This window comes from Micromonospora rubida (genome assembly GCF_009908295.1).
GTDB classification, from domain to species: domain Bacteria; phylum Actinomycetota; class Actinomycetes; order Mycobacteriales; family Micromonosporaceae; genus Micromonospora; species Micromonospora rubida.
The window spans coordinates 438127-464665 of record NZ_JAAALO010000001.1 but is presented as its reverse complement, the minus strand read 5'-3'; the positions used below and the strand labels follow the sequence as shown (position 1 = coordinate 464665).

The following is a 26539-nucleotide window of genomic DNA, read 5'->3' as shown; positions in this document are numbered from 1 at the left end:
GAGACTCCCACCACCGGCAGGTCGGGGGATCGGCAGAACGACGTATGTCGGCCCCCCGCAACCTTTAGTCGCAATGTCGACGCGAGGCGGACCAGTGGCGGTAAAGACCCGTAGAACGGTCCGGGGACCTGTGACTAGGCTGCGAGCCATGGCCAGCGATGTGGACGCCGCACCGCTCGTCGGCCGTGCCGGCCAGGTGGCGACACTGCGGTCCGCGCTGCTCGACGATGTCGGGCCGGGACAGACGGCGGCGGTCTTCCTCACGGGCGAGAGCGGGGTGGGCAAGACCCGGCTGCTGCGTGAGGTGGGCGACCAACTGCGCGCGGCCGACGCGCTGGTGCTCACCGGGGCGTGCCTCGACATCGGGGACGCCTCCCCGTTGCACCCCCTGTTGCAGGCGTTGCGCCGGTTCGACGCGGATCTGACCGCCTCGCACCCCCGCACCTCGTCGGCGGTGCGCGGGCTGTTGCAGATGTTCGCCGAGGAGACCGGTGGCCCGGACGGCGCGGGTGCCCTGTTGGAGCGGGTCTCCCGGGGGCTGCACCTGGTGGCCCAGGGCCGGCCGCTGGTGCTGGTGCTCGACGATCTGCAGTGGGTCGACCGGAGCACCCGGCAGTTGCTGCTCTACCTGCTCGCCGGCCTGGGCGACCTGCAGCTGTCGGTGCTGGGGGCGGTGCGGGCCGAGTCGTTGCAGGGCGCGCATCCGTTGCGTCGGGTGCTGACCGAGTTGCGTCGGCTGCGGTCGGTGCGGGTGCTCGACCTGGCTCCGCTGGACCGGGCGGACACCGAGCGGTTGGCGGCGGAGATCGTGGGCGGGCCGCTGGGGGTGGAGGCGGCGGAGTCGGTGTGGCAGCGCAGCGGCGGTAACCCGTTCGTGGTGGAGGAGTTGGCGCGGGACCTGCGCGACGGCCGGGACGGGCTGTCGGACACGGTGCGGGAGGTGTTCCTGGCCCGGGTGGACGCCCTGCCCGAGCCCGCGCACGCGGTGGTGCACGCGGTGGCCGCCGGGGTGGAGCCGGTGGCGCACTGGCTGCTGGCCGAGGTGACCCGGCTGCCGGAGCAGGAGCTGATCGACGCGGTCCGGGCGGCGGTGGCGCACCGGCTGCTGGTCGGCGACGACGACGGGTACCGGCTGCGGCACCGGCTCGTCGCCGAGGTCCTCGCCCACGAGCTGCTGCCCGCCGAGCGGTCGGCCCTGCACCGCCGGTACGCGGAGGCGCTGACGTCGGCCCCGGCGGAGCTGCACCAGGCCCGGCTGGCACACCACTGGCGGCTGGCCGGCGAGCCCGCCCGTGCCCTGCCGGCGGCGGTGGCCGCAGCCGAGGAGGCCGAGCGGCTGCACGGCTACGCCGAGGCCCACCGGCACTGGTCGGTGGCCCTCCAGTTGGCCGGCGTCCAGCCCACCGGGGCGTCCGCGGCGACCACCGGGGCGTCCCCGGCGGACGGCGGCCTCGACATCGACCGCGCGGACCTGCTGCGGCACGCCGCCGAGGCGGCGCACCACTGCGGCGAGCACGCCCGGGCGCTGGCCCTGCTGGAGGAACTGGTCACCACCACCGCCGACGGCGGGGCCCCGGCCTGCGCGCTGCACATCCGGCGGGCCCGCTACCTGGCAGCCGCCGGCCGGTCCGCCCCTGCGGAGGCGGAGTACCGGCGGGCCCTCGCGGCGGCCGACTGCACCTCCCGGGAGCGGGCCACCGCCGCCGCGCACCTGGCCGAGCTGCTGCTGCACCTGGGCCGGTACGCGGACGCCGGCGACCGGGCCCGGGAGGCCCTGGCGCTGGCCGCCGAGGTGGACGGCTCCGTCCCCGAGGTCGTCATGGCCAGCATGGCGCTGGGGTTCAGCGAGGCGTACCTGGAGGACCCGGACACCGGGCTGGCGGTCATGCGGGAGGCCCTGGACACCGCCGAGCGGGCCGGTCGCCCGGAGGACGTGGCGTGCGCGTACCTGCACCTGGCGGAGTTGCTCACCGGGCCGTTGAACATCCTGGAGGAGGGTGTCGTGGTGGCCCGCCGGGGCGCCGAGCGGGTCGCCGAGCTGGGGCTGGGCCGCACGTACGAGACCCGGCTGCTGGCCATCGCCACCAACGGGCTGTTCCGGGTCGGGCAGTGGGCCGAGGCGGAGAAGGTGGTCGCGGCGGCCCTGCGGCACCGCCCGTCCGGCGCGGACGCGGTGGAGCTGCTGCTGGCCCGCTGCCGGCTCTGGGTGGGCTACGGCGACATCGAGGCCGCCGACCGGGACCTGGAGGCCGTCGCCACGGTGCTGGCCGGCGGCGGCGCCCGGCACGTCATCCCGCTACTCACCCTCCGCGCCGGCCTGGCGATGTGGCAGGGCCGGCACGACCTGGCCCGCCAGGCGGTGCAGCGGGGGCTGACGGAGAGCCGCTCCGACGACGTGGGCATCCTCGCCGCGCTGGTCTGGCACGGGCTGCGGGCCGAGGCCGAGGCGTACGCGTCCCGCACGGTTCCGGTCGACCAGACGGCGGTACGCCGGCTGCGCGAGGTGGCCGAGCGGGTGGCCCGCAAGAGCGAGCACGCCGTCCGCTCGGTGCGGGACGTGGTCGACGGGTTCCTGGCGCTGTGCGACGCCGAGCTCAGCCGGCTCGACGGCAGCGACCCGGTGCTGTGGGCCCGGTCGGTGGCCGAGTGGGACCGCCGCCACCACCCGTACCCGGCGGCGTACTCGCGGCTGCGGCAGGCCGAGGCGCTGCTGGCCCGGCGCAGCCGCACGGCGACCGCCGGCAAGCTGCTGCGCCAGGCGTACGAGGTGGCGCAGGGGCTCGGGGCCGTGCCGCTGAGCACCGAGATCCGTACCCTGGCCGGCCGGGCCCGGGTGCAGCTGGAGGAGCACGGCGCGTCGGTCGAGGGCCGGTCCCCGGCCGGCGCCGAGTCGGCCAGCGACGAGCTGGCGGTGCTCACCGCCCGGGAGCGCGAGGTGCTCGCCGCGGTGGCGGAGGGGCTGACCAACAGGGAGATCGGCCAGCGGCTGTTCATCAGCGAGCGGACGATCGGCGTGCACGTCTCGCACATCTTCGACAAGCTCCAGGTCCGCACCCGGGTGCAGGCCAGCGCCATCTTCCTGCGTAACCGTTCCGAGTAGCCGCCGACGTACGTCGGTCGGCTGCTTATACGTCGTTCTACTGATCCGCCGCACGGGCCGTGGCTGAAAGGCTGTGCTCCGATGACGGCGGCACGGGGGTGCCTCGGACCACAGTGGAGGAGACATGGGCGAACCGGTCTGGGGCCCGGTACACCAGGACATCGTCGGCCTGCTGGCCGACCACCCGGCGGACGTGCCGGCGGTGGTCGACCACCTCACCAAACTCCAGGACATGCTGGTCCGGCTGCCGCCGCTGGAGCGCAGCTGCCCCCTCGCGGACTTCAACGAGCTCTACCTGACCATCACCACCAGCGTGCTCAACGGCCTGTACGACGACCGCTTCGCCGACCCGGTCTTCCTGGCCCGGCTCGACGTGGAGTTCGCCGCCCGCTACTTCGACGCGCTGCGGTACTGGACCGAGTCGAGCCCGGTCACGCCGCGGGCCTGGGTGTGCCTGTTCCGGCGGATGCGTGGCCCGGACGCCCGGCCGCTGCCCTCGGCCGCGGCCGGGGTGAACGCGCACATCAACTACGACCTGCCGTTCGCGTTGGTGACCACGTTCGACAGCCTGGAGTCCGAGCCGGTCGACGGCAGCGAGCAGCACCACGACTACCTGGAGATCAATCAGATCTTCGCGGAGCGGATCCCGGAGCTGCGCCGCGGCTACCTGGACAACTGGCAGATCATGATCGACATGCTCAACGGCGACATCGACGACTGGTACCAGGGCGAGTTGGTGGAGTACACCCGGAACGTGGCCTGGCGCAACGCGCAGAAGATCTGGCGCTGCCGGCACGACCCGGAGGCCCGTGAGTGTGAGCGCGAACGGCTGGACGACAACGCCGCCGCGCTCGGCCGGCTGCTGCTGTCGCCCCTCGGGGCGCTCCTGCAGTAGCCGGGACGGGGGGTCCCCGCGCTACCGGGGGGGAGCGCGGGGGCATCCCCCTGTCCCGGGCAGGATGGCCGGATGACGACCGGCGAACAGCCGCCGCCCGGCAACGCCACCGTGAGCGTCGTCCGGGTCGGCGACACCGTCCGGCGCCCGGCCGGTCAGTGGACCGACACGACGCCGCACCGTGACATCTGGTCCGGTCGTCGCGCGGCCGGGGGTTGATCGACTGGGACGCCGCCGGGCCGGGGTTCGCGGCTGTGGGAGCTGGCGTACGCGGCGCAGAGCGGGCCGGGATGCGTCGGGCCGGCCGGTGCGGGAGTCGGCGGCGCGGCTGCGGGCCCCGCCGACGGCTACGGCCTCGACGGCCCGGACCGGGTCGAACTGCCCCGGGCGCTCGGGTGCTCGGGCGGCGCGGGCCCGGGCGATGTACGACCTGCTCGCCGCCGGGACCCGGGAGGGTCGGCAGCCCGGGGGCCCGGATCTGGGCCCCCGACGGCCCCTGCTGGCGGGACGTGGCGGGGTACCTCGACGCGCACCGGGACGCCTGGTCCGCCGCGCTGAGCTGAGCCTCGCGCGTGCCGCGCCGTCGGGCCGAGCTGACCCGCCGCCCTCGCCACCAGCCGCCCCCATCACCGTGCTGCTCCCCGTCGCCGCGTGGCCCGCTTCGCTGGTCGTCGGTGACCCTGCCGGGTCCACGCGCCATTCCGCCGGCCTTCCTCACCGTTCCGGCGGGCGACGCCGCCGGCACCGCCTACCGTCGGAGCAGGGCGTGAAGGGGTGGCGTGGCATGGCGGAGCGGCGGGACGGTGCGCGGCCGAGGCGGGCCCGGGAGCACCGGCGTGCGCCGAATCCCGACCGGAAACCCCGCGCGCCCCGGGACCCGTCGGGCGACGGGGACGCCGCCCGGGACCCGAGCCGGTCGGAGCGGGCCGCCCGGGACCCGAGCCGCCAGGCGCGGGCCGCCCGGGAGCCGGGCCCGGGGGAGCGGCCTGTCCAGGGCCCGGGCCCGGGGGAGCAGCCTGCCCAGGGCCCCAGCCCGGCCGAGCGGGCCGCCCGGGACCCGCGCCTGGGCGGCCCCGGCGGCCTCGGCACGGCGGCGATCCCGGAGCGCGTTGAGCGCCCCGGCCCCAGGGGCGAGCCCGCGGGCCGGCTGCGCCGCTGGCTGTTCCAGCACCGGGTGCAGCCGGTCGGGCCGGAGGCCGGGGAGGCGCAGGCGAAGACCCACCCCTGGTGGCAGGTGATGTGCCTGACCGGGGTGGACTACTTCTCCACCCTGTCGTACCTTCCGGGAATCGCCGCGCTCGCCGCCGGGGCGCTGTCCCCGCTGGCCACGCTGCTGATCGTGGCGCTGACCCTGTTCGGGATGCTGCCGATGTACCGGCGGGTCGCCGGGGAGAGCCCGCACGGGCAGGGCTCGGTGGCGATGCTGGAGCGGCTGCTGCCGTTCTGGCGCGGCAAGATCTTCGTCCTCGTCCTGCTCGGCTTCGTCGCCACCTCGTGGATCATCACGATCACCCTGTCGGCCGCCGACGCGACCGTTCATCTGCTGGAGAACCCGTACCTGCCGGCGTCCGCCCCGCACGGTGATCTCGCGGCGGTGGCGGTGACCGTGGTGCTGCTGCTCGTGCTGGGCGGGGTGTTCCTGATGGGGTTCAGCGAGGCGGTGACCGTGGCCATCCCGCTGGTCGCGGTCTTCCTCGCGCTGAACGCGGTGATCGTGGTGGCGGGGCTGGCGCAGATCGTCGCCGAGCCGGCCACGGTGGGCGACTGGTCCAGCGCGCTGACCGCCGGCGGCTCCGGGTTCGCCGACGTGGTCGGTCCGGCGGTGCTGGCCTTCCCGCTGCTGGTGCTGGGGCTCTCCGGCTTCGAGACCGGGGTGAGCATGATGCCGCTGGTACGCGGGAACGGCCCGGACGCCGCCCGGCGGCTGGCCGCCCGGATCCGCAACACCCGCCGGCTGCTCACCACCGCCGCGCTGATCATGTCGGTGTACCTGGTCGGCACCACCTTCGTCACCACCGTGCTGATCCCGGCGCGGGAGTTCCAGCCCGGCGGCGCGGCCAACGGCCGGGCGCTGGCCTGGCTGGCCCACGAGCGCCTCGGCGAGGGGTTCGGCACCGTCTACGACGTCAGCAGCGTGCTGATCCTCTGGTTCGCCGGCGCCTCCGCGATGGCCGGCCTGATCAACATCGTGCCGCGCTACCTGCCCATGTACGGGATGGCTCCGGAGTGGGGACGGGCGGTGCGCCCGGTGGTGATCGTCTACACGCTGATCAGCATCGCCATCACCGTTGCCTTCCGCGCCGACGTCAACGCCCAGGCCGGCGCGTACGCCACCGGCATCCTGGCGATGATGGTCTCCGGCGCGGTGGCGGTGACTGCCGCGGCGGCCCGTGCCCGCCAGCGGGTCGCCGCGGCCGGCTTCGCCGTGCTCACGGCGGTGCTGCTCTACGCCCTGGCCGAGAACGTGATCGAGAAGCCGGACGGGATCGCGATCTCCGGCATGTTCGTGGCCGGCATCGTCGTCGTCTCGCTGGTCTCCCGGGTCACCCGCACCACCGAGCTGCGCGCCGAGCGGATCGAGTTCGACGACGCCGCCCGCCGGTTCGTCGCCGAGTCCCTGGCCCATGACGGCCGGTTGCACCTGATCGCCAAGAGGCGCGACAGCGGTGCGGTCAGCGAGTATCGGGTCAAGGAGCGCGCGCAGCGCGGCATGAACCCGGTCCCGGGGGCCGCCGACGTGCTGTTCCTGGAGATCGACGTGGTCGACCCGTCGGAGTTCAGCCGGGTGCTGCGGGTGCACGGGGTGGAGGCCGGCGGGTTCCGGGTGCTGCGGGCGGCGAGCCCGGCCGTGCCGAACGCGATCGCCGCGATCCTGCTCGCGTTGCGCGACGCCACCGGCGTACGCCCGCACGCCCACTTCGAGTGGTCCGAGGGCAACCCCATCGCCCACCTGCTGCGGTACCTGATCCTCGGCCGCGGCGACACCCCGCCCGTCGTACGGGAGATCATCCGCAGGTCCGAGCCGGACCCGTCCCGCCGTCCGGGCATCCACGTCGGCGGCTGACCCCCGGCGGCTCCGGAAGGACTAAAACCAGCCTCCTAGGATGCCCTGGAGGTGGTGCTCCGCCCCCCAAGGGCCGACGCGTCCCCGGAAGAGCAGGGCCGGGCGGGCATGCAACGGCCCGCGCCCCTGAGGTGGGGGCGCGGGCCGGATGCGGGTGGGCCTACTTGGACGGCTCTGGAAGATCGCAGTCGATCTTCGGGTTGGCACCGATGTAGTTCAGTGGGCCGGCCACGATGGTCACCAGGATGGTGCCCGCCTCGGCGCAGTTCGTGTCGTCGCCCTTGTAGTAGCCACGCTGGCCTGCGGCGATCGCGCCGATGACGAGCCAGATGACAAGGATGATTCCCAAAATCGACGGGCCACGCCGCATGGCTTCCTCCCGGGTTGTGGTGAGTCAAGGTGAGCCCCGTTGTACCCAACTGCGCCGACCGGCTAAACGGCGTCCGGGCCGAGCAGGCGGGACGGTTGCCCGACTTCGGTCAGCGCCACAGCCGGGCGGCCCGGGCCGGCGACCCCGGCTGCGCCGGTGCTCGGTCACGGTGACGTAGGTGAGCTCCGGCATCGCCGGGGCACAGTGACCTGCGGCGGCGGGTGGCGTTCCCGAGGGCGGCGGTGAGCAGGGCTGGTAGGCCGTCCCGGTCAGGACTGTGAGACCCGGCCGGGCAACCCCGCGCCCCAGATCGGCCCGACCGACCGGGAACGGCGTCGGATCACCGGGCCGACCGTCGGCCGGGCCTTCGTGGACCGTCAGCCGGAGGCGGCCGGGTTGCCACGCCTTCGGCTGACTGAGGCTGAACATGGTGCCGGCGGCCAGAGCGTCATCGCCCGGGGTGATGACGAGGAACGGTCGGCCGCGCGCCGGTCGATGGCCCGCGCAGGGCCACCGACCGACGCCGTCGGTCAGGACAGGTCGTCGGCGCCGACCGGCGCGGGGAGGGCCTGGTCGGCCTCAGCCGGGGCGCCCGCGAGCACCTTGGCCTGCTGGGGCCAGGTGGCCAGGCTCGGCGCCCCCCGGAGGCCGGCGGTGCGGATGGTGTCCCGCAGTCCGGCCTCGTCCAGGTCGGCGAGCTGCCGGTAGGTGCGGATGCCGGCGCCCTGGAGCGCGGCGGCCATCTTCGGCCCGATGCCCTGGATGCGCCGGAAGTCGTCGGCGGTTGCGGAACCGGCTGACGGAGTGGGGACAGGGGCCACGTCCGGGGCCGACGGGCCGGCCTCGCCGACGCCGTCCCGGGACCCGGCCGGGGCCGGCTCGGCGTCGTCGGGAACGGCCGGGGCCGGCTCGGCGTCGTCGGGAACGGCCGGGGCCGGCTCGGCGTCGTCGGGAACGGCCGGGGCCGGCTCGGCGTCGTCGGGAACGGCCGGGGCCGGCTCGGCGTCGTCGGGAACGGCCGGGGCCGGCTCGGCGTCGTCGGGAACGGCCGGGGCCGGCTCGGCGTCGTCGGGAACGGCCGGGGCCGGCTCGGCGTCGTCGGGAACGGCCGGGGCCGGCTCGGCGTCGTCGGGAACGGCCGGGGCCGGCTCGGCGTCGTCGGCGGCGGCCCGGGGGGCCGGCACGATCGGCCCGGCGACTGCCGGGACCGGAGCTTCCTCAGCCGCCGGGACCGGAGCTTCCTCAGCCGCCGGGGTCCCGACGGGAGCGGGCTCCTCCGCCGCGTCCTCAGCCGGCGTGGTCGCGGCGGGAGCGGCCTCCGTGTGGGCGGCCTCGACCGGAGTGGCCTCCGTGTGGGCGGCCTCGATCGGCACGGCGTCGGTGTGGGCCGGGGTGGCCGGCGCGGCCGGGCTGGCCTCGTCGTCCGTCCGGACCTCGTCGACGAACGGGCCGGCCTTCGTCGCTCCGTTGTCGACGGCAGCGTCGGCCGAGAGCGATTCGGTCGTGATCGCGTCCACCGGGCTCGGGTCGGTGGCAGGAGCGGAGGCGGGGCCAGGGCCGGGCTCGGCGTCGGCGGGGACACCTGTGGTGGCGGTGTCGTCGGGGGCGAAGACCGTCGGGTCGGTGTCGGCGAGGACCGCGCCCGGTTGGGTCGCCTCGGCGGTCTCCGGAGCGGGGGGGTCGACCACGGCGGCAGGGGCCACGGCCGGGGCCACGATCGCCTCCGGCCGGTGCGCGTCGACGGTGGCCTCGGCGGTCGGGGTGGACACCACGGCGACCCCGGCGACGGGGTCGCCCTCCACGATGGGCTTAACGGTGGCCGGTGCGTCCTGCCGGCCGCGTAGCACCCATCCGGCCGCCGAACCCAGCAGCAGAGCCAGGATCACGATCAGCCATTGCCCGAAAGTCGACGGCACGGCAAACCTCCCTCTTATTGAGTGTGGTCGGTGAAAAGTCGCGAGAAAAATCCGTCGCAGCTTCGCACACGCGCCGTATCGGCGACAGGGCGGTCCGTGGGCTTCCTGCGCTGGTGGGGTGCTTCGCACCCGGGGTGGCGACGGGGTGACTCACCGTGATTCGGCGGGGCGTCCGCGCTCCGCCGCGTCGCGGGCGTGCGTCGAGGCGCGGGAGACGCACGGCTACGTCTTCGACTTCGGCGGTGGCAGGCGCGATCGCCACCAACCGAAATCGACCGCCGCCCTGACGATGAACGGAGACCTAAGATCCAGCCCGGTTGTGTGCCCCGCGATCGTGTGCGCTCATACGGACCCGGACCACGTCAGAGGTAGGCCGACTTCGGCACAGGCTCGCCGACCCGCCGTCCAACCGAGGGCATGCGACCTGACCCGGACAGCGCGGGCCCGGCACCCGTAGGTCGGTGCCGGGCCCGCGCGGGCAGGGTCAGTCGGCCTCGCCACGGTAGGTGTAGAAGTCGTCGACGAACCTGCGGCGCAGTGCGGGCACCCTGCTGGTGACGCCGAAGTAGCTGCGCGCCCCGAGCAGCGCGAGCCGGCCGATCACCGGCCGGTACAGCGCGTCGTCGCCGCTGGTGCCGCTGCTGCGCAACGAGTCGGCGACCCGGTCGAAGCCGTACGGGATCATCGCGGCCTCGTAGTCGGCGACGGCCTGCACCAGGGTCTTGCCGCCGGAGGCCGCCAGCCTGACCTGGCGGCTGAGCAGGGCGGCGTCGCGCAGGGCGGTGTTCGCGCCGACCCCGCGGCCCGGGGTCATGCTGTGGATCGCGTCGCCGAGCAGGGTGACGGTGCTGCTCTTCCACGGCTGCACCGGCTCGGCGGTGGACACCTTGACCGGCAGGGCGCTGCCCGGGTCGCAGCGGGCCAGCACCTCGCGGAGCCTCGGGTGCCAGCCTCGGGTGAGTTCCTGGGCGACCTCGACCAGTTCGCGGCCTCGGCGCCGCATGATGTCGGCGGGGAAGCGGCGGGCGGTGCTCCACACGATGAGGTTGATGTTGTCGCGGGTGGTGTCGTGGCGCAGGCCCGGCCAGCGGCGCAACAGGGCGGCGTCGGCGTCGGTGACCCCGGGTTTGATCTCGCCGTGGTGGCCCCACTTGAACTCCATCACGTGCAGCACGCCCATCATCCCGCCGGCGCCGAAGATCAGGGAGATGCCCTGCTGGAGCCGCTCCGGGATCAGTTCGCGGGTGTGGTCGGTCAGCGGGATCCGGGTGGCGATGTTGATGGTGCCGGCGTCCCGGCTGGCGGCGTGCGGCAGGTACTGGCGGCGGACCGCGGAGTGCGTGCCGTCCGCGGCGACCAGCAGATCACCGGTGGCGCTGCTGCCGTCGGCGAAGTAAGCGGTGACGGTGCCGTCGTCGCGTTGTTCGTACCGGGTGAAGGTCCGGCCGAAGTGGACGGCGTCCTCCAGGCCGGTGAGCAGCACCTGGCGCAGGGTCATGCGCGCGACGGAGCGTTCGGTGTCGACCGGGTCGGTGTCCGGCCGCAGCTCGAACGACGCGGTCTGGCGCATCCGTTCGGTGATGACGTTGAAGTAGCGGGGGGCGCGGGCGCAGGTGACGACGAAGGTGTCGAACAGTTCCGGCGGCAGGCACTCACGCAGCGCCCTGCTGCCGGTGGGGCTGATGCCGACGCGGTAGCCGAGCAGCCCGTCGGCGCGGGTGGTGTGGCGTTCGTACACCGAGACGTCGAGGCCGGCCCGGCGCAGCCCGTGGGCCAGGCACAGGCCGCCGGTGCCGGCCCCGATGACAAGTACGTGTGGAGCCTTGGCTGACACGGGGCCGGCGCCGGTTCAGCCGGCCGTGCCGGTGGCGCTGACCGACGAGGTGGCGTCCCAGCTGTAGAAGCAGCCGGCCATCGCGTCGCGCGGTGAGCGCCACGTGGGCAGGTACGGCGAGGTGTGCGCGGAGAGCCGCTCGTTGACCTGGAGGTACAGCGGGTGGTTGCGCGCCTCGGCCAGGACGTCGGGGTCGACGTCCTCGGTCTCCATCAGGTGTACGCACAGGTCGTGCAGGCAGTACAGGGAGCGGTGCCGGACCCCGGTGAGGCCCGGTAGTTCCGTCGCGTCGGCTTCGGCGAAGATCTGCGCCACCCGGCCTTCCGCGCCGGGGCTGATCCGGCTGACGATTAGTAGACGACTCATGGGACCCCTCCCGCCGGTGGTGCTCCTGGATCAGGTCGGGTGACCGCGTGCACCGTTGCCGCCCACCTTGCCGGTCACCCTGTCACGTGGCCGTCACTGTCCGTGTGGCGATGGTGACGGAGCAGCCCGGCGCGGGGCGGGGTCGGCCGGTGCCGGTGCCGGGAACGAAAACGAGAACAGGCTCGGGCCGACACCGGGTGCGGACCGGGCGTGGGCGGGGGTCAGCGCGGGCGGGGGCCGGTGCGGGGGAGCGGCTCGCGGCGCGGCTCGGGCGCGGCCGGCCGGGTGGCCTGCCGGATCGGCGCGAGCGTGTCGTGCAGCAGGGCGGACATCGCCGGGGACGGCTCCAGGCGCAACTCCCGCAGGAGCATGTCGCGGTAGGCGTAGAAGGCGTGCACGGCCTCGAACACGTTGCCCTCGGCGAGGTGGATGCGGACCACCAGCCGGTGTGGCGTCTCGCGCAGCGGTTCCGCCGCCATCGCCTCCAGCGCGGCCTCCAGGGCCTCGCCGTGCCGGCCCGCCGCGATGTGGTTGCGGGCCACCTGTTCCAGCATGTGCAGCCGTAGCTGGCGCAGTCGTTCCCGGTCGAGCAGCACCCAGTCGTCGTACCAGCCGGGCAGCAGGTCGTGTCGGCCGGCGGTGCGGGCGGCGCTGGTGGTGCCCGGGTCGTCGCCGTCGCGTACCCGGGCGGCGGTGGTGGTCAGCTCGTCGACGTCGAGCCGGACGCGGGGGTGCAGGCGCGCGGTGTCGCCGGTGGTGACCAGCGGGCAGCACGGGTCCTGGCGCAGCCGCCAGAGCGCGGTCCGCAGGGAGGACAGGGCGCGTTCCTCGGGCGCCTCGGGCCAGAGCAGGCCGGCGAGGTGGCTGCGGGTGGCGCCGGGGCGCAGGCCGAGCAGCGCGAGGACCCGTTGCAGCCCGCGGGGGACGACGACCGGGGTTCCGTCGTGCAGCAGGCGGAAGCCGCCGAGCAGGTGCAGCGAGACCTGTGGGGAGGCGCCGTCCTCCGTGGTCGGCGTGGTCGGATCAGCGGTCACGGCGGCACCCCCTGCACCGGACCTCGTCCGGACTGTCGTGTGTCCCGGTGCGGCGTACCCGGGACGCCACCGTCGCCGGTGGCTCCACAAGGCACCGGACCGAGCGCCGCGACCACCGGGCTGGCCCTCTCGAAGATTAAACCCACTGATTACAGTGAGTCAACATGTGGTCTGCGGTGACACGGGCCATGTCACCTGATCGACACCTTCCCAACTGCGAAAACTTGTCGTCACCGTCAAGGTGATTCAAAGGTGCGGCATGGATTATTCACAGCTTGCATCAACGCACCGTCACCACAGGTCGTGTCCGGTCGGGGTTCGGTGGTGACGCCGCCGTGACGGCGGCACGCGCACCGTGACGGCAGTCGTCCCGCGTGACGGACGGGCCAGGCCACGCCCGCCACGCGCCCTAGGGAGGCACGCCCATGCATCGTTCGCTGATTGTCGACCCGGTGGTCCCGACCGCCGGGGAGCAGGCCGCCGGGGTCTTCGCCGGGCCCGGCGCGGCGGAGCTGCCGCGCCTGGCCGGGGACCGCCACCGGCCGCCGTGCCGGCCGCACGTCCGTCACGTCCACCCGGGGGATCCAGGGCGGCTGGGGCTGGAGCCGGCGGCGGGCTGCTGCCACCGCTGGGAGCCGACAGTCGGGCGACGGCCGTGACCGCCACCGTCGGTCACGGTGAGCAGCTCTGGTCGCGCTGCGACGGGTGCGGTGCCCTGCTCTACCGCAAGCGGCTGCGGCGAAACCTGGACGTCTGCCCGGAGTGCGGCTCGCACGTTCGGCTCGGCGCGCCGGAGCGGCTGCGCCAGCTGGTGGACCCGTCCTCCTTCGCCGCCCTGCCGGACCGTCCGGACGACGTGGACCCGATCGGCTTCGTCGACGTGCTGCCGTACCCGCATCGGCTGGTGGCGGCCCGGGCCGCCACCGGCCTGCCCGAGGCCGTGGTCTGTGGCACGGCCACGATCGGGGGTCACCCGGTGGCGCTGGCGGTGATGGACTTCCGGTTCCTCGGCGGCAGCCTCGGCTGCGTGGTCGGCGAGCTGATCACCCGTACCGCCGAGCGGGCGCTGAACGACGGCGTCCCGCTGGTGCTGGTCACCGCCTCGGGCGGGGCGCGGATGCAGGAGGGTGCCCTGTCGCTGATGCAGATGGCCACGGTTAGCCAGGCGGTGGCGGCGCTGCGCGAGGCGGGGCTGCTGACGGTGAGCGTGCTGACTGACCCGACGTACGGGGGGGTGGCGGCGTCGTTCGCCACCAACACGGACGTGGTGCTGGCCGAGAGTGGCGCGCGGATGGGCTTCGCCGGCCCTCGGGTGATCCGCCAGGTCACCGGGCGGGACCTGCCCGAGGGGTTCCAGACAGCCGAGTTCCTGCTGCGGCACGGTCAGGTCGACATGGTGGTGCAGCGGCGGTCCCTGCGGGCGCGGCTGCTGGTGTTGCTCGCGGCGGCCCGCTCGGCCCGTGCGGACCGGCGGGCGGCGGACCGGCGGCTGGTGTGCCGGCCGGATGCCGCGCAACTGATGCCCCGCCAGCCGGCCGCCGGGCCGGCCGGCCACAGCCGTGCCGGGCTCGCCGCCCCGCCGGGCCGTGCCACGAGCGACGCGCCGGCCGGTCGCGCCGGGGGAGACGGGCCGCCCGGCCGGCTGAGCGGCGCGTCGGACGGCCGCGCGGCGGCGAGTCAGAGCGACGGGGTCCGGGCCGATGAGGGCAGGGCCGACGGGGGCAAGGCCGACGGGGGTAGGGGCGAGGGCAGGGCCGACGAGGGTCGGGCGGGCGCGCGCGACCCGTGGGACACGGTGCGGACGGCCCGCCACCCGGGCCGACCGACCACCCTGGACTACCTCGGCACCGCGTTCGACGGCTTCGTCGAGCTGCACGGCGACCGGCTCGGCGCCGACTGCCCGGCCGTGGTCGGCGGGCTGGCCCGGCTCGGCGACCGGCACGTGATGGTCATCGGCCACCAGAAGGGGCACAACACCGCCGAGCTCGTCGCCCGCAACTTCGGGATGGCCAGCCCCGCCGGGCACCGCAAGGCGCTGCGGCTGATGCGGCTCGCCGCCCGGCTGGGCCTGCCGGTGGTCACCCTCGTCGACACCCCCGGGGCCGATCCCGGGGTACGCGCCGAGGAGCAGGGACAGGCGGCGGCCATCGCCGAGAACATCCTCACCCTGAGCAGCCTGCCGGTGCCGGTGGTCGCGGTGGTGACCGGTGAGGGCGGCAGCGGCGGGGCGCTGGCCCTCGCGGTCGCCGACCGGGTGCTGATGCTCCAGCACGCGGTCTACTCGGTGATCAGCCCCGAGGGATGCGCCGCGATCCTCTGGCCGGACAGCTCCGCGGCCCCGCTGGCGGCCCGGGCGCTGCGGCTGACCGCGCCGGACCTGTGCGCGCTCGGCATCGCCGACGACATAGTGGCGGAGCCGGAGCCGGCGGCCCACGGGGACCCGGAGGCCGCCGGGGAGCTGCTGCGCCGGGCGGTGCTGGCGAACCTGGCCCCGCTGCTCGACGTGCCACCCGCGACGCTGGTACGCCGCCGCCGGCAGCGGTTCCGCCGGTACGGCGCGGCCCGGGCCGGCGGCGCGGGCGCGACGGTGGGGGTCGTCCGGTGAGCGCCGAGACGATGCCCGACGACGTCGTGTTGGCGGGGCTGCGCCGGCACGCCCGGGCCCTCGTCGCCGAGCTGGCGGGCCCGGTGCGCCGGGTGCGGCTGAGCAGCGGGCAGACCGCCCTGGAGGTGGAGTGGCACGGTACGGCGGAGCAGCCGGACGCCCCGCGCGCCGAACCCGCGCCGCCGCGCGAGGAGACCGACCGCGCCGTCGTGCGGTCGCCGATCGTCGGCACGTTCTACCGCGCGCCGGAACCTGGTGCCGCGCCGTTCGTCGCGGTCGGTGACCTGATCCGGCCCGGTCAGGTGGTCGGGATCGTCGAGGCGATGAAGCTGATGAACGAGGTCACGGCCGACCGGGCCGGCCGGGTGGCGGCGGTGCTCGCCGACGACGCGGCGCCGGTCGAGTACGACCAGCCGCTGGTCGCGCTGGAACCGGCCTAGGTCGGGTGGGGACATGTTCGAGAAGGTGCTGATCGCCAACCGGGGCGAGATCGCGTTGCGGGTGCTGCGGGCGTGCCGGGAGTTGGGCGTGCGGACGGTGGCCGTCTACTCCAGCGCCGACGCCGACTCGGCGGTCGTGCGACTGGCCGACGAGGCGGTCCGGATCGGGCCGGCGGAGGCCCGGCGCAGCTACCTCAACGCGGCGGCGATCGTGGAGGCGGCCCGGCGCACGGGGGCGCAGGCCGTGCACCCGGGCTACGGGTTCCTCTCCGAGGACGCCGACTTCGCCGAGATCTGCGCCGACAACGGGCTCACGTTCATCGGCCCGCCGCCGTCGGTGATGTCCGCGCTGTCGGACAAGGCCACCGCGCGGGCGTGGATGCGCCGGGCCGGGCTGCCGCTGCCCCCGGGCAGCGTGGAGACCCTGCCGACGGCGCAGCGGGCCGCCGAGATCGCCGCCGAGGTCGGCTACCCGGTGATCGTGAAGGCCGCCGCAGGCGGCGGCGGGCGGGGCATGACCGTGGTGTACACCCCGGGCGACCTGCCCGGGGCGTACGCGCGGACCCGGGCCGCAGCCCTGGCCGCCTTCGGCGACGACCGGGTGTACGTCGAGCGGTATCTGACCGACGCGCGGCACGTCGAGGTGCAGGTGCTCTGCGACGGCAGCGGCAGCGGCGTGCACCTGGGCACCCGGGACTGCTCGGTGCAGCGACGCCACCAGAAGCTGGTGGAGGAGGCGCCCGCCCCGTCGCTGCCGGCGGCCGTCGCGGACAGCATCGCGCGGGCCGCGCTGCGGGGGGTGCTGGAGGTCGGCTTCACCGGCGCCGGCACGGTGGAGTTCCTGGTGGACGACGCCGACCGGTTCCACTTCCTGGAGATCAACTGCCGGATCCAGGTGGAACACCCGGTCACCGAAATGATCACCGGGATCGACCTGGTGCACGAGCAACTGCACATCGCCGCCGGGATGCCGCTGCGATTGCGGCAGTCCGACGTCCGCCCGCGCGGCGTCGCGGTGGAGTGCCGGGTCAACGTGGAGGACCCGGACCGCGGGTTCGCGCCCACCCCCGGCCGGCTGGAACGGTTCCATCCGCCCGGGGGGCCGTTCACCCGGGTGGACACCCACGGCCGACCTGGCTACGTCGTCGGCCCCCACTACGACTCCCTGCTCGCCAAGGTCGCCGTGTGGGCGCCGGAGCGGGAACTGGCGCTGAACCGCCTGAAACGGGCGCTCGACGAGTTCGACATCGGAGGGCCGGGCGTGCGGACCACCATCCCCTTCGTCCGGCGGGTGCTCGACGACGCCGCCTTCCGCAAGGGGCGCTACTCGACCGGCCTGGTCGACCGGCTGCTGCGGGCCGCCGAACCGGCCGCCGACGCCGCGGCCGGTGCCGCCGCCCCGACCGCCGACGGCGCCGTGCCGTCCGGCCACGACCAGAGGAGGAACTGATGACCGTTACCCACGGCCGACCGTTGACCACCGAGATCACCGAGATCCTGGTGGCGCACTGCGGCCTGGACGCCGAGGCCGCGGCCCGGGAACCGGCCGCGTCCCTGGAGGAACTCGGCATGGACTCGCTCGCCCTGCTCGAACTGTCCGCCGTGCTCGCCGACCGGTACCGGGTGCGCATCCCGGAGGAGGCCGGGCAGCTGAGCATCGACGCCGTCGCCGAGCTGGTCGCCCGGGAGACCGACCCGCCCGGGCACACCGAGAACAGCATCGTCATCGCCGCGCCCCTGCCGCTGGTCTGGGAACTGACCAACGACGTGGCGAACTGGCCGGACCTGTTCACCGAGTACGCCACGGCGGACATCCTCGAACGCGACGGCCGCACCGTCCGGTTCCGGCTGACCATGCACCCGGACGAGAACGGCACGGTGTGGAGCTGGGTCAGCGAACGCACCACCGACTGGGAGAGCCGCGAGGTGCGGGCGCACCGGGTGGAGACCGGCCCGTTCGAGTACATGCGCATCCACTGGCGCTACGACACCGAGCCCGACGGCACCCGGATGACCTGGACGCAGGACTTCGCGATGCGCCCGCAGGCGCCGCTGGACAACGCGGGGATGACCGCGCGGATCAACGCCAACAGCCGTGTCCAGCTCACGGTGATCAAGGAACGGATCGAGCGGGCGGCCGGGTCCCGCAACACCACCACCGGAGGCGACGATGAGTGAGACCACCGACCAGCGGCCGGCGGCCGACGCACCGGCGCACCGGCCCGTCGCCGGCCGGGACGTGCCGGCCGACCGGCGCCGCGGCGGCGAACTGCGGGTGCTGCTCGGCCCGAAGACGGTCGGCAGCACCTCCGGGTTCATGGGGGTGGCGGCCCTGGCCCCAGGGGAGCGGATCGCCGAGCACTACCACCCCTACAGCGAGGAGTTCCTGTACGTGACGCGCGGGGCGATCACCGTCGACCTGGATGGCAGCCCCGTGCCGCTGGCCACCGGTGAGTCCCTGTTCGTGCCGGTCAACGTGCGGCACCGGCTGCGCAACACCGGCACCGAGCCGGCCGAGGTGGTGTTCCACCTGGGTCCGCTCGCGCCCCGCCCGGAGCTCGGGCACGTCGACACCGAACTGGCCGAACAGCGGGGCGTGTCGTGACCGCGCGCCGCACGGTGGTGACCGGCATCGGGGTGGTCGCCCCGGGCGGCGCGACCCGGGACCGGTTCTGGAAGACGATCACCGAGGGGCGTACGGCGACGCGGCGGATCAGCTTCTTCGACCCGTCGCCGTTCCGCTCCCGGATCGCCGCCGAGTGCGACTTCGACCCGGTCGCCGCCGGGCTCACCGAGGCCGAGCGGCGCCGTGCCGACCGGTACGTGCAGTTCGCGCTGGCCTGCTCGATCGAGGCGATCGCCGACAGCGGGCTGGAACTGACCGACGCCGAGCGGGACCGCGCCGGGGTGGTGCTCGGCACCGCCGTCGGCGGCACCATGGCCCTCGAACAGGAGTACGTCGCCGTCAGCGACTCCGGCAGCCGCTGGCTCGTCGACCACGCGCGCGGCGGGCCGTACCTGTATCAGGCACTGATCCCCAGCAGCCTGGCCGCCGACGTGGCCTGCCGGCACGGGCTGCACGGCCCGGCGCAGGTGATCTCCACCGGCTGCACCTCCGGCATCGACGCCATCGGGTACGCCCACCAGCTCATCGCCGACGGCGAGGCCGACATCGTGCTGGCCGGGGCGGCCGACTCGCCGATCTCCCCGGTCACCGTCGCCTCCTTCGACGCGATCAAGGCGACCAGTCCCGACAACGACGACCCGGCGCACGCCTCGCGCCCGTTCGACGCCGACCGGCACGGCTTCGTCCTCGCCGAGGGCGCGGCCGTGCTGGTGCTGGAGGAGTACGGGCACGCCCGCCGCCGGGGCGCGCACGTCTACTGCGAGCTGGCCGGGTACGCCAGCCGCAGCAACGGCTACCACATGACCGGGCTGCGCCCGGACGGGCTGGAGATGGGGCTGGCCATCTCGGCCACCCTGAAGCAGGCCCGGCTGATTCCCGAGCAGGTCTCCTACATCAGCGCGCACGGCTCCGGCACCCGGCAGAACGACCGGCACGAGACGGCGGCGTTCAAGCGGGCCCTCGGCGAGGCCGCCCACCGGGTGCCGATCAGCTCCATCAAGTCCATGGTGGGGCACTCGCTCGGCGCGATCGGCTCCATCGAGATGGCCGCCTGCGCCCTGGCCGTCGAGTACGGGGTGGTGCCACCGACGGCCAACTGGGCCACCCGCGACCCGGAGTGCGACCTGGACTACGTGCCGAACGTGGCGCGGGAACTGCCGGTGGATGTGGCGCTGTCGGTGGGCAGCGGCTTCGGCGGCTTCCAGTCGGCGATGCTGTTCCGCCGGCTGTCCCCGGTGGTGGCCGGGTGACCGCCCGGGCGGTGGTCACCGGCATCGGGGTGGTCGCCCCGAGTGGCGTCGGCGCGGACGCGCACTGGTCCACGGTGTCCACGCGGACCCGGCGCACCGGCCCGATCACCCTGTTCGACCCGGCGTCCTACCCCACCCGGATCGCCGGTGAGGTGCCCGGCTTCGAGGCGCTGACCTGGGCGGACAACCGCCGGCTGGTGCAGACCGACCGGTGGACCCACCTGGGGTTCGCGGCCACCCGGCTGGCGCTGGCCGACGCGGGGCTGCCCGAGCGGGCCCCCGACCCGTACGGGTACGCGGTCACCCTGGCCAGTTCGTCGGGCGGGAACCTGTTCGGCCAGCGGGAGCTGCAACGGCTCTGGGGCGGCACGTCGCGCACCGTCGGGGCGTACCAGTCGATCGCCTGGTTCTACGCGGCCAGCGTCGGGCAGCTCTCCATCCACCACCAGTTCAAGGGCCCGTGCGGGGTGCTGGTCAGCGAGTCCGCCGGCGGGCTGGACAGCCTCGCGCACGCGGTGCGCACCGTGCGCCGGGGCACCCCGGTGGTGATCGCCGGGGCCACCGAGTGCCCGCTGAGCCCGTACGCGCTGGCCTGCCAGCTCGCTTCCGGGCTGCTCAGCGCGGAGGACGACCCGCAGCGGGCGTACCGGCCCTTCGACGCCGACGCCGCCGGGTACGTCCCGGCGGAGGGCGGCGCGGTGTTCGTGGTGGAGGAGCTGGGGCACGCCCTGGCCCGGGGCGCCCGGGTCTACGGGGAGGTCGCCGGGTGGGGGTCCACCCACGACGCCGCGCACACCGGCCCCGACTCGGCGGGCGACCCCGCCCAGTACGCCCGGGCGATGCGGCTGGCCCTGGACCGCGCCGGGGTCGCCCCGGAGGACGTGGACGTGGTGCTGCCCGACGCGCTGGGCACCCCCCGCCACGACCGGGCCGAGGCCGACGCGCTGCGCGCGGTGTTCGGGGCGCGTGGAGTCCCGGTGACCACCCAGAAGCCGCTGACCGGCCGGGCCCACCAGGGCGGGTCGGCGCTGGACGTGGCCACGGCCCTGCTCGCCTTCGCGCACGACACGCTGCCCGCCTCCGCCGGCCCGGACCGCCCCGCCGACGGCTGCGATCTGGACTTCCTGCGTGAGCCGCGCCGGCCCGCATCCCGGGTGGCGCTCGTCGGCGCCCGCGGGTTCGACGGTTTCAACAGCGCGCTGGTGCTGCGCGGCGCGGCGGGCCGCCCGGCGCCACAACCCCGCCGGGCGGCCGAGCCCGGCGTGACGAGAGGAGCGGATGGATGATCGAACAGCGGGCCCGGGTGGTGTTCCTGGTCAGGGTGCCGGACGAGCGCACGGGGGACTTCCTCCGCGCGTACCAGTCGATCCGGCACCTGGTCGCCGAGGGGACGCCGGGGCACCTGGTGGACCAGGTGTGCCGCTCGGCCGCCGACCCGGAGCAGTGGCTGATCACCAGCGAGTGGGTCAACCTGGCCGCGTTCGAGGCGTGGGAGCGCAGCGCGCAGCACCGGGACCTGGTGCGGCCGCTGCGCGAGTGCTTCAGCGAGGAGGAGTTGTCGCTGCGCTTCCTGGTCTACGCGCAGACGCCCGCCCTGGCGTGATCGGAGCCCACGCGGGACGGGCCGGAGGGTGTGGCCGAGACCGGCGTCGCCTCAGCCCGGGCACAGCTCACCCTGGTCGGCGTCGCCCGGCACGCGGTCGCGTACGGCGTCGTCGGTGTTCGGGTCGGCCAGCAGCCCGCAGAGCCGGTCCATCACGTCGTCGACGGAGCGGCGGCGCGTGTCCTGCGCCAGTCGGCGCAGCGGCGGCGGCTTCCCGGCGGCCGGCAGGGCGACGCCGATCGTGCTGCTGTCCAGCACCGCCACCGGCCCGTCCGGGCCCCGACCCAGGGGCACCACCGCATCCCACTCGCCGGAGTGGGTGCGGCGCTCGCCGGAGCGGGCCCCGTCGGGCAGCGACCACACGCTCACCTCGGGGGTGGCGCTGGCGGCCAGCTCCCCGATGTCGCTGGTGGTGGCGCTGAGCAGGTCGCGCCGCCAGGACAGCACCAGGGTCGACCCGGTCGCGTCCAGGGCGATGGCCCCGCTCCGTTCCTCCGGCCGCAGGTCGATCGCCGGGGCCTTCGGGCGCAGCGAGGCGGTGTCCAGGACGCTCACCCGGGCGTTGTCGCCGGTCCGGTCCCGCGTGGTGGCGGCGACCGTGCTCCAGTCCGCGCTCATCGCCACGTCGCTGATCCCGTCGACCAGGACCCGCCGGGCGGTCGCCCCGGTCAGGTCCGCGGCGGACAGGGCGATCCGACCGAGCGTGCCGCCCTCGCCCGAGGGCACCTCGACCAGCAGCGCGCTGCGCCCGCCAGGGCCCAGCCAGAGCCTGGCGACCGTGCTGCGCCAGGCCAGGGTGACCCGGCTGCGTTCCGCCCCGGTGCGCAGGTCGTACAGCACGACGGTGTTCAGGTCCGCGCCCGGGTCGCCGAGCTTTCTGCTGGCCGGCGTCACGAGGGCGAGCACCTCCCCGGTGGGATCGATGCTCATGGCCCGGACCCGCAGACCGGCCGCCATCCCGTCCAGCGGCACCGCGTGGCTCACCCGCCGCGCCCCGGTGTCGTAGACCACGAGGCAGCTCAGCGCCTCGAACAGCGAGGCGGGCCGGCAGGTGGGGTAGTCGTCGGGGTCGGGCTTCGGGAGCCCCCTGCCGTCCACCGGCGCCCCCGTCCGCAGGACCGGCAGGACCGACTGGACGAACGCCACCCGATCGCCGGAACGGCTGACGACCGGCCGGCCGGTGCCGACGCCCGATCGGGCCAGCCGGGTCAGGGTGGCGTCCCGGCTGACGGCGTCGGTCAGGTGCCACAGCGCGGGGCGGAGCGCCGCGTCCTGCGTGACCAGTCGGGTGCCGTCGGCGCTGAGCTGCTGCGACAGGTCGCTGCGGAACCACTCGCCGGTGGGCGGCTTGCTGGTCGCGCTGCCGGAGGTGGGCTCCGCCGTGGTGCTTCGTACGCCCGCGTAGTGCGGCAGCAGCGCGTCCACCCCCTCGTACCAGTCCGGGGCGCCGCCGGGTGTGAACGACACGTCGGGGTCGGTGCGCCAGGCCCGCAGCGCGAGCTGGTTCGCCCCGTAGCTGTCCACCCCCGCCCGAGCGCCGGCCTCCCTGGCGAGGTCGGCGGCGGCGATCTCGGCGCGCTGCTCGGCGGTGGTGCGCCACGCTCCCCCCACCGCGCCCACGACGACCAGCAGGACGAGGAGGGCCGCGAGGATCTGCCGGTTGTGCCGGCGCGAGCTGTCGGCGACGAAGGCGCGCTCGGCGGGGGCGAGCTGGTCGCCGTGGGTGCCGGCCCAGCGCCGGGCGTCGTGCAGGTCCCCGCCGGTGAGCCACCGCCGCCCCGCCGCGTCGCCGGCCGGCGTGCCGGCCATCCGCAGCCGCAGCATCTCCTGCCAGGTGCGGAACTCGCGGTGCCGGTCGGTGAGCGCGCGCAGCCGCTCCCATCCGGTGACCAGCGACTCGTGGGCCAGCTCGACGCCGGGCGTCGCGTCGGCCGTCCGCAGCGCCAGCAGCCGGGTGGTGGCCAGCCGCTGGGCGACCGCGAGCTGCGCGTCGTCCAGGTCGGCCAGGGCGGCGGTACGGCGCACCGACAGCCCGGACTCGGGCAGCGGCCGGGTGAGCTGGGCCAGCAGCCGCTCCGCCGCGGCCCGGGCCGCCGGGCCGAGGTTGCCCCACACCCGCTCGGCGTAGCCGGCCAGCGCGCCGCGCACCCCACCCAGCTCGTCGTACGCCCCGTGGGTGAGCAGCCCCGCGTGCCGGCGCTGCCACAGCTCGGTCAGGGTGAACTGGACCAGGGGCAGCGCGGTCGGCGCGTCCCGCACGTCGTCGACGATCCGCCCGACCAGCCCGGCCTCCGCCGTCACCGTGCCGGTGCTGGCCAGCGGCCCGGTGACCACCTCGCGCAACTGGGACGGGGTGAGCTCGGCGACGGTGGCCGGCAGCCAGCGGGCGGTCAGCTCCGTCATCGTCGGGTCGCGCAGGCACGCCCCGAGGAAGGTGTCCCGCAGGGCGAGCAGGACCGACACCCGCGCCCCCGGGCGCAGCGCCGCGCCCAGCGCGTCGGTCAGGGCGCGGCGGGCGGCCTCCGGTTGGGCGAGCACCTCCTCGAACTGGTCCACCACGAGGACCAGCCGGTCGGCGCCGGTGGCGGCGAGCACGGTCGCCAGCACGTCGGCGCCGCCCGCGTCGACCAGCCGGGCGGCCAGCGCGGCCACCCGGTCCACCCGGTCGACCGGGGTCCGGACTTGGGTGGCCGTCCCGTCCATCGGGTCCGGGTCGGTCAGCCGGTCCAGCGCCAGGGCGAGGGCGTGCAGCCCGGTGGCCGCGTCCGACGGGCGCAGGACGGCGAAGGCGAGGCGCGGCGTGCGGCGCAGCCGGGCGAGAACCCCGGCGTGCAACAGTGAGGTCTTGCCGACCCCCGACGGCCCGACCAGGCAGAGCACCGGCACGGACAGCGCCTGCCGGGCGAGCTGCTCCGCCTGCTCGGTGCGGCCGAAGAAGAGCGCCTCGTCCTGCTCGCCGAACGCCCGTAACCCCCGGAACGGGGCTTCGCCCTCGGCGACCCGGGCCAGCTCCGGCCAGGCCGGCAGGAGCCGGTCGGTGGGGAGGAGGTAGCCGATCCGGGGCGGGGTGCCGCTGGCCTTCTGCACCACCATGCCGATCACGGCGTCGAGCTCGGTGTCCCACACGGGTGACCCGGAGAAGCCCTTCTCCAGCGTGGACGGCCGGCGGTCGTCGCTGAGGATCTCCACCCAGCCGGTGGCGACCGCGCCGCCGGTGCGGCCGTACACCCAGCCACCCATCCTCAGGGCGGCCGGGAAGCCCACCATGACCAGTTGGGCGTCGGAGAGGCTCCGGTGCCGGGCGAAGCTGAGCGGCCTCGCCCCGGGCGGGGGTGGGGAGAGCAGGCGGAGCCCGGCGACGTCACCGGTGTGTTCGGGGGCGACCGGCTGCCAGGCCACGACCTCGGCGGTCAGCCGGCGGCCCGGGGCGAGCAGCGGGAAGTCCACCTCGACCGCGTCGGTGGGCGGGTCGCCGTCAGCCGGGCAGCCGAGTGCGGTGGCCACCACGTGGGCGGCGGTGAGTAGGTGGCTCGGCCCGGCGAGGAAGCCGGCGCCGACCGGGGTCTCGCCCTTCCAGAGGCGGACCAGAGCGGCCTCGATCGGGATGCGGCGCGTTCCGTCCACGGTCCACCCGTTCCCGTCGGTCGATCGGCAGGGGCCGGGCCGTCTGCGGCCCTGTGACCATCATGTCGGGTCCGCGCCGCCACGGGGACGAAGCCGGGCCGGGACCTCGGGCCCGTGGCGGCGGGCAGGTTGCCGCCCCGGTGGGCCCGCTCCCAGGCGGGCAGGCTCACGCCCCCGCCGGACGCCGGGTGTACGCGGGCAGGCTGCCGCCGGCCGCCCCGTTGCGGCCGATCCTGCCCGCCGAACCGGCCGACCGGCAATCGGGCCGGCCGACCTTTTTGATCTAGCCATTCGCACCTAGTAATGGCCTCGGCGCTTGTCGTACTGTTCCGTCAGCACACCGAAAGACGCACCATATTGGGCGGTTGTGCCCTTTTCTGATGCTTGGCGGTAGACCACAGTGAGCAAGGATCGTTCGGCAGCCGAATCTACAGTAGACGATGCTGCCTGGGTTGACGAAGTGTTGTTGGCCGGCCCGTCGACCGACGTCTGTTTCCGGCTGCCCGACCCGGTGGACCGGGGCACCCTGCGTCGGCTGGTCGGCGAGGCCCAGGCCCGGCTCGCCGAGGGCGGGCTGCGCCCCGGCGGGGCCGTCGCGCTGCGGCTGCCGCCGTCGCTGGCGTACGTGGTGAACCTGCTGGCCACCTGGCGCAGCGGCGCGCAGGCCATCCTGCTGGACCACCGGCTCACCGACCACGAGGTGGAGCAAGCCCTGGAGCGGCTCACCCCGCAGGTCGTGGTGGCCCCGGTGCGCACCGGCCCCGCCGCACTGAAGGTCTTCGTCGACGTGACCGAGGGCGTCACCGCCCACTCGGACCGGCCGGCCGGCAGCCCACACGCGGTGATCCAGCTCAGCTCCGGCTCCACCGGACCGTCCAAGGTGATCGGTCGCAGCGCCGCCTCGCTCGTCGCCGAGGTGCGCCGCTACACCCGGATCGACGGGGTCGCGCTGCCCGGGGAGCGGATCATCCTGCTGCCGTCCATGGTGCACGTGCTGGGCCTCGTGGGCGGCCTGCTCTACGGCCTGCACGCCCGGATCACGCTGGTCCCGCCGGACCGGCTCAGCGGAGACGCGGTGCTCGCCGCCGTCGCCGCCGACGACACCCCCGCCACCGTGTTGGGCGTCCCCTTCCACATCGGACTGCTGGCCTCCACCCGGTCGGCCGGCCCGCTGCCGCAGCTCAAGCGGATGACGACCGGCGGCGAGCTGGTCCCGGCGGCCGTCGTCGCCGCGTTCACCGACCGGTTCGGGGTGCCGCTGGGCAACATGTACGGGATGACCGAGGTCGGGGTGATCGGCACCGACCTGCACGGTCGGCACCGCCCGGCGATCGCCCCCGCCCCCGGCATCGAGGTGCGCGAGTCTGCCACCGGCGAGCTCTGGGTGAGCTGCCCGGAGTCGCCCTACGTCGGGCTCTCCGACCCGGATCGCTGGTCCGACGGCTGGCTGCACACCCGCGACGCCGGCCTCGTCGACCCGGACACCGGCCTGGTGACCGTGCGCGGCCGGCTCGACTCCCAGGTGTCCGTGGGCGGGTTGAAGGTCGACCTCACCGAGGTCGAGGCGACCCTCGCCGGGTTGCCCGGCGTCGGAGCCGCCGTGGTGGTCTACGACGACGGCATCACCGCGTACGTGCAGCCGGACGGGCCGCTGTCGGAGGAGGCGCTGGAGAAGCTGATCGCCGAGCGGCTCGCCGGCTACAAGCGGCCCCGGACGCTGCACCTGCTCGACCGGCTGCCCCGGACCACCACCGGCAAGCTGGTCCGTTCGACCCAGGCGCTGCGGGCGGCCACGCCGTGACCAGCCCGCTC

Annotated in this window: 20 protein-coding genes; 14 read left to right on the top strand and 6 right to left on the bottom strand. The window is 75.1% G+C overall.

Translation table 11 applies throughout. From position 1 onward, the window contains the following. The first annotated feature begins 148 nt into the window (after nt 1–148). The 4 genes from GVV04_RS01950 to GVV04_RS01935 all read left to right on the top strand — a co-directional run bounded on the left by GVV04_RS01950 (nt 149) and on the right by GVV04_RS01935 (nt 7059). Nucleotides 149–3100 (top strand): helix-turn-helix transcriptional regulator, encoded by a 2952-nt coding sequence (locus GVV04_RS01950; protein ID WP_161683997.1) that lies wholly within the window; start codon nt 149–151, stop codon nt 3098–3100. Between the two features lie 124 nt (nt 3101–3224). Continuing rightward, a complete protein-coding gene (locus GVV04_RS01945) occupies nt 3225–3995 on the top strand; it encodes a DUF5995 family protein (protein ID WP_161683996.1) in 771 nt (256 codons plus the stop codon). 72 nt (nt 3996–4067) lie between these two features. Then, nucleotides 4068–4214, top strand: a complete 147-nt coding sequence (locus GVV04_RS01940; protein WP_161683995.1) for a hypothetical protein — start codon at nt 4068–4070, stop codon at nt 4212–4214. A gap of 565 nt (nt 4215–4779) precedes the next feature. Beyond that, nucleotides 4780–7059: an APC family permease gene (locus GVV04_RS01935; protein ID WP_235965533.1), complete on the top strand. Its 2280-nt coding sequence runs from the start codon at nt 4780–4782 to the stop codon at nt 7057–7059. 160 nt (nt 7060–7219) lie between these two features. Here the strand turns inward: GVV04_RS01935 and GVV04_RS01930 are convergent, their stop codons facing one another. From GVV04_RS01930 to GVV04_RS01910, 5 genes are all read right to left on the bottom strand, one after another. Next, on the bottom strand, nt 7220–7429 hold the full coding sequence (locus GVV04_RS01930) for a hypothetical protein (protein WP_161683994.1): 210 nt from the start codon (nt 7427–7429) through the stop codon (nt 7220–7222). A gap of 530 nt (nt 7430–7959) precedes the next feature. Then, nucleotides 7960–8613, bottom strand: coding sequence for a hypothetical protein (locus tag GVV04_RS34245; protein WP_407938752.1), 654 nt, complete (start codon nt 8611–8613; stop codon nt 7960–7962). Between the two features lie 1216 nt (nt 8614–9829). Then, nucleotides 9830–11179: an FAD-dependent oxidoreductase gene (locus GVV04_RS01920; RefSeq protein WP_161683993.1), complete on the bottom strand. Its 1350-nt coding sequence runs from the start codon at nt 11177–11179 to the stop codon at nt 9830–9832. Between the two features lie 15 nt (nt 11180–11194). After that, nucleotides 11195–11545, bottom strand: coding sequence for a TcmI family type II polyketide cyclase (locus GVV04_RS01915; protein ID WP_161683992.1), 351 nt, complete (start codon nt 11543–11545; stop codon nt 11195–11197). A 221-nt stretch (nt 11546–11766) separates the two neighbouring features. Further along, nucleotides 11767–12579: an AfsR/SARP family transcriptional regulator gene (locus GVV04_RS01910; protein ID WP_161683991.1), complete on the bottom strand. Its 813-nt coding sequence runs from the start codon at nt 12577–12579 to the stop codon at nt 11767–11769. A gap of 425 nt (nt 12580–13004) precedes the next feature. Here GVV04_RS01910 and GVV04_RS01905 point away from each other — a divergent pair, with 425 nt between their 5' ends. From GVV04_RS01905 to GVV04_RS01865, 9 genes are read left to right on the top strand one after another with little or no spacing between them, the layout of a single operon-like run. After that, a complete protein-coding gene (locus GVV04_RS01905; RefSeq protein WP_161683990.1) occupies nt 13005–13238 on the top strand; it encodes a hypothetical protein in 234 nt (77 codons plus the stop codon). Beyond that, complete coding sequence (locus GVV04_RS34665) at nt 13235–15184, top strand: acetyl-CoA carboxylase carboxyltransferase subunit alpha (RefSeq protein ID WP_161683989.1); 1950 nt, start codon at nt 13235–13237, stop codon at nt 15182–15184. Before GVV04_RS01905 ends, GVV04_RS34665 begins: the two co-directional genes overlap by 4 nt. 11 nt (nt 15185–15195) lie before the next feature. Further along, nucleotides 15196–15624 carry an acetyl-CoA carboxylase biotin carboxyl carrier protein gene (accB, locus tag GVV04_RS01895; RefSeq protein WP_161684609.1) on the top strand — a complete coding sequence of 143 codons (429 nt, stop codon included), beginning with the start codon at nt 15196–15198 and terminating at the stop codon, nt 15622–15624. 13 nt (nt 15625–15637) lie between these two features. After that, nucleotides 15638–17074, top strand: a complete 1437-nt coding sequence (locus GVV04_RS01890) for an acetyl-CoA carboxylase biotin carboxylase subunit (RefSeq protein WP_161683988.1) — start codon at nt 15638–15640, stop codon at nt 17072–17074. Continuing rightward, nucleotides 17074–17802, top strand: a complete 729-nt coding sequence (locus GVV04_RS01885; protein ID WP_161683987.1) for an SRPBCC family protein — start codon at nt 17074–17076, stop codon at nt 17800–17802. The genes GVV04_RS01890 and GVV04_RS01885 overlap by 1 nt, the downstream gene beginning before the upstream one ends. Further along, nucleotides 17795–18229 carry a cupin domain-containing protein gene (locus tag GVV04_RS01880; RefSeq protein WP_201752787.1) on the top strand — a complete coding sequence of 145 codons (435 nt, stop codon included), beginning with the start codon at nt 17795–17797 and terminating at the stop codon, nt 18227–18229. The genes GVV04_RS01885 and GVV04_RS01880 overlap by 8 nt, the downstream gene beginning before the upstream one ends. After that, nucleotides 18226–19500, top strand: a complete 1275-nt coding sequence (locus tag GVV04_RS01875) for a beta-ketoacyl-[acyl-carrier-protein] synthase family protein (RefSeq protein ID WP_161683986.1) — start codon at nt 18226–18228, stop codon at nt 19498–19500. The genes GVV04_RS01880 and GVV04_RS01875 overlap by 4 nt, the downstream gene beginning before the upstream one ends. Next, nucleotides 19497–20786 carry a beta-ketoacyl synthase N-terminal-like domain-containing protein gene (locus GVV04_RS01870; protein ID WP_161683985.1) on the top strand — a complete coding sequence of 430 codons (1290 nt, stop codon included), beginning with the start codon at nt 19497–19499 and terminating at the stop codon, nt 20784–20786. The genes GVV04_RS01875 and GVV04_RS01870 overlap by 4 nt, the downstream gene beginning before the upstream one ends. After that, complete coding sequence (locus GVV04_RS01865) at nt 20783–21103, top strand: antibiotic biosynthesis monooxygenase family protein (protein ID WP_161683984.1); 321 nt, start codon at nt 20783–20785, stop codon at nt 21101–21103. The genes GVV04_RS01870 and GVV04_RS01865 overlap by 4 nt, the downstream gene beginning before the upstream one ends. A gap of 51 nt (nt 21104–21154) precedes the next feature. Here the strand turns inward: GVV04_RS01865 and GVV04_RS01860 are convergent, their stop codons facing one another. Beyond that, complete coding sequence (locus GVV04_RS01860) at nt 21155–24727, bottom strand: nSTAND1 domain-containing NTPase (RefSeq protein ID WP_161683983.1); 3573 nt, start codon at nt 24725–24727, stop codon at nt 21155–21157. Between the two features lie 460 nt (nt 24728–25187). On the opposite strand from GVV04_RS01860, the gene GVV04_RS01855 reads away from it, so the two are divergent. Further along, nucleotides 25188–26528, top strand: coding sequence for a class I adenylate-forming enzyme family protein (locus GVV04_RS01855; protein ID WP_407938741.1), 1341 nt, complete (start codon nt 25188–25190; stop codon nt 26526–26528). Nucleotides 26529–26539: the final 11 nt, after the last annotated feature.

What these genes read in the sequence shown, in the direction of transcription:
- GVV04_RS01950 (WP_161683997.1), top strand. Translation starts at nt 149, where the DNA reads ATGGCCAGCGATGTGGACGCCGCACCGCTCGTCGGCCGTGCCGGCCAG.
- GVV04_RS01945 (WP_161683996.1), top strand. Translation starts at nt 3,225, where the DNA reads ATGGGCGAACCGGTCTGGGGCCCGGTACACCAGGACATCGTCGGCCTG.
- GVV04_RS01940 (WP_161683995.1), top strand. Translation starts at nt 4,068, where the DNA reads ATGACGACCGGCGAACAGCCGCCGCCCGGCAACGCCACCGTGAGCGTC.
- GVV04_RS01935 (WP_235965533.1), top strand. Translation starts at nt 4,780, where the DNA reads ATGGCGGAGCGGCGGGACGGTGCGCGGCCGAGGCGGGCCCGGGAGCAC.
- GVV04_RS01930 (WP_161683994.1), bottom strand. Translation starts at nt 7,429, where the DNA reads ATGCGGCGTGGCCCGTCGATTTTGGGAATCATCCTTGTCATCTGGCTC.
- GVV04_RS01915 (WP_161683992.1), bottom strand. Translation starts at nt 11,545, where the DNA reads ATGAGTCGTCTACTAATCGTCAGCCGGATCAGCCCCGGCGCGGAAGGC.
- GVV04_RS01905 (WP_161683990.1), top strand. Translation starts at nt 13,005, where the DNA reads ATGCATCGTTCGCTGATTGTCGACCCGGTGGTCCCGACCGCCGGGGAG.
- accB (WP_161684609.1), top strand. Translation starts at nt 15,196, where the DNA reads ATGCCCGACGACGTCGTGTTGGCGGGGCTGCGCCGGCACGCCCGGGCC.
- GVV04_RS01890 (WP_161683988.1), top strand. Translation starts at nt 15,638, where the DNA reads ATGTTCGAGAAGGTGCTGATCGCCAACCGGGGCGAGATCGCGTTGCGG.
- GVV04_RS01885 (WP_161683987.1), top strand. Translation starts at nt 17,074, where the DNA reads ATGACCGTTACCCACGGCCGACCGTTGACCACCGAGATCACCGAGATC.
- GVV04_RS01880 (WP_201752787.1), top strand. Translation starts at nt 17,795, where the DNA reads ATGAGTGAGACCACCGACCAGCGGCCGGCGGCCGACGCACCGGCGCAC.
- GVV04_RS01865 (WP_161683984.1), top strand. Translation starts at nt 20,783, where the DNA reads ATGATCGAACAGCGGGCCCGGGTGGTGTTCCTGGTCAGGGTGCCGGAC.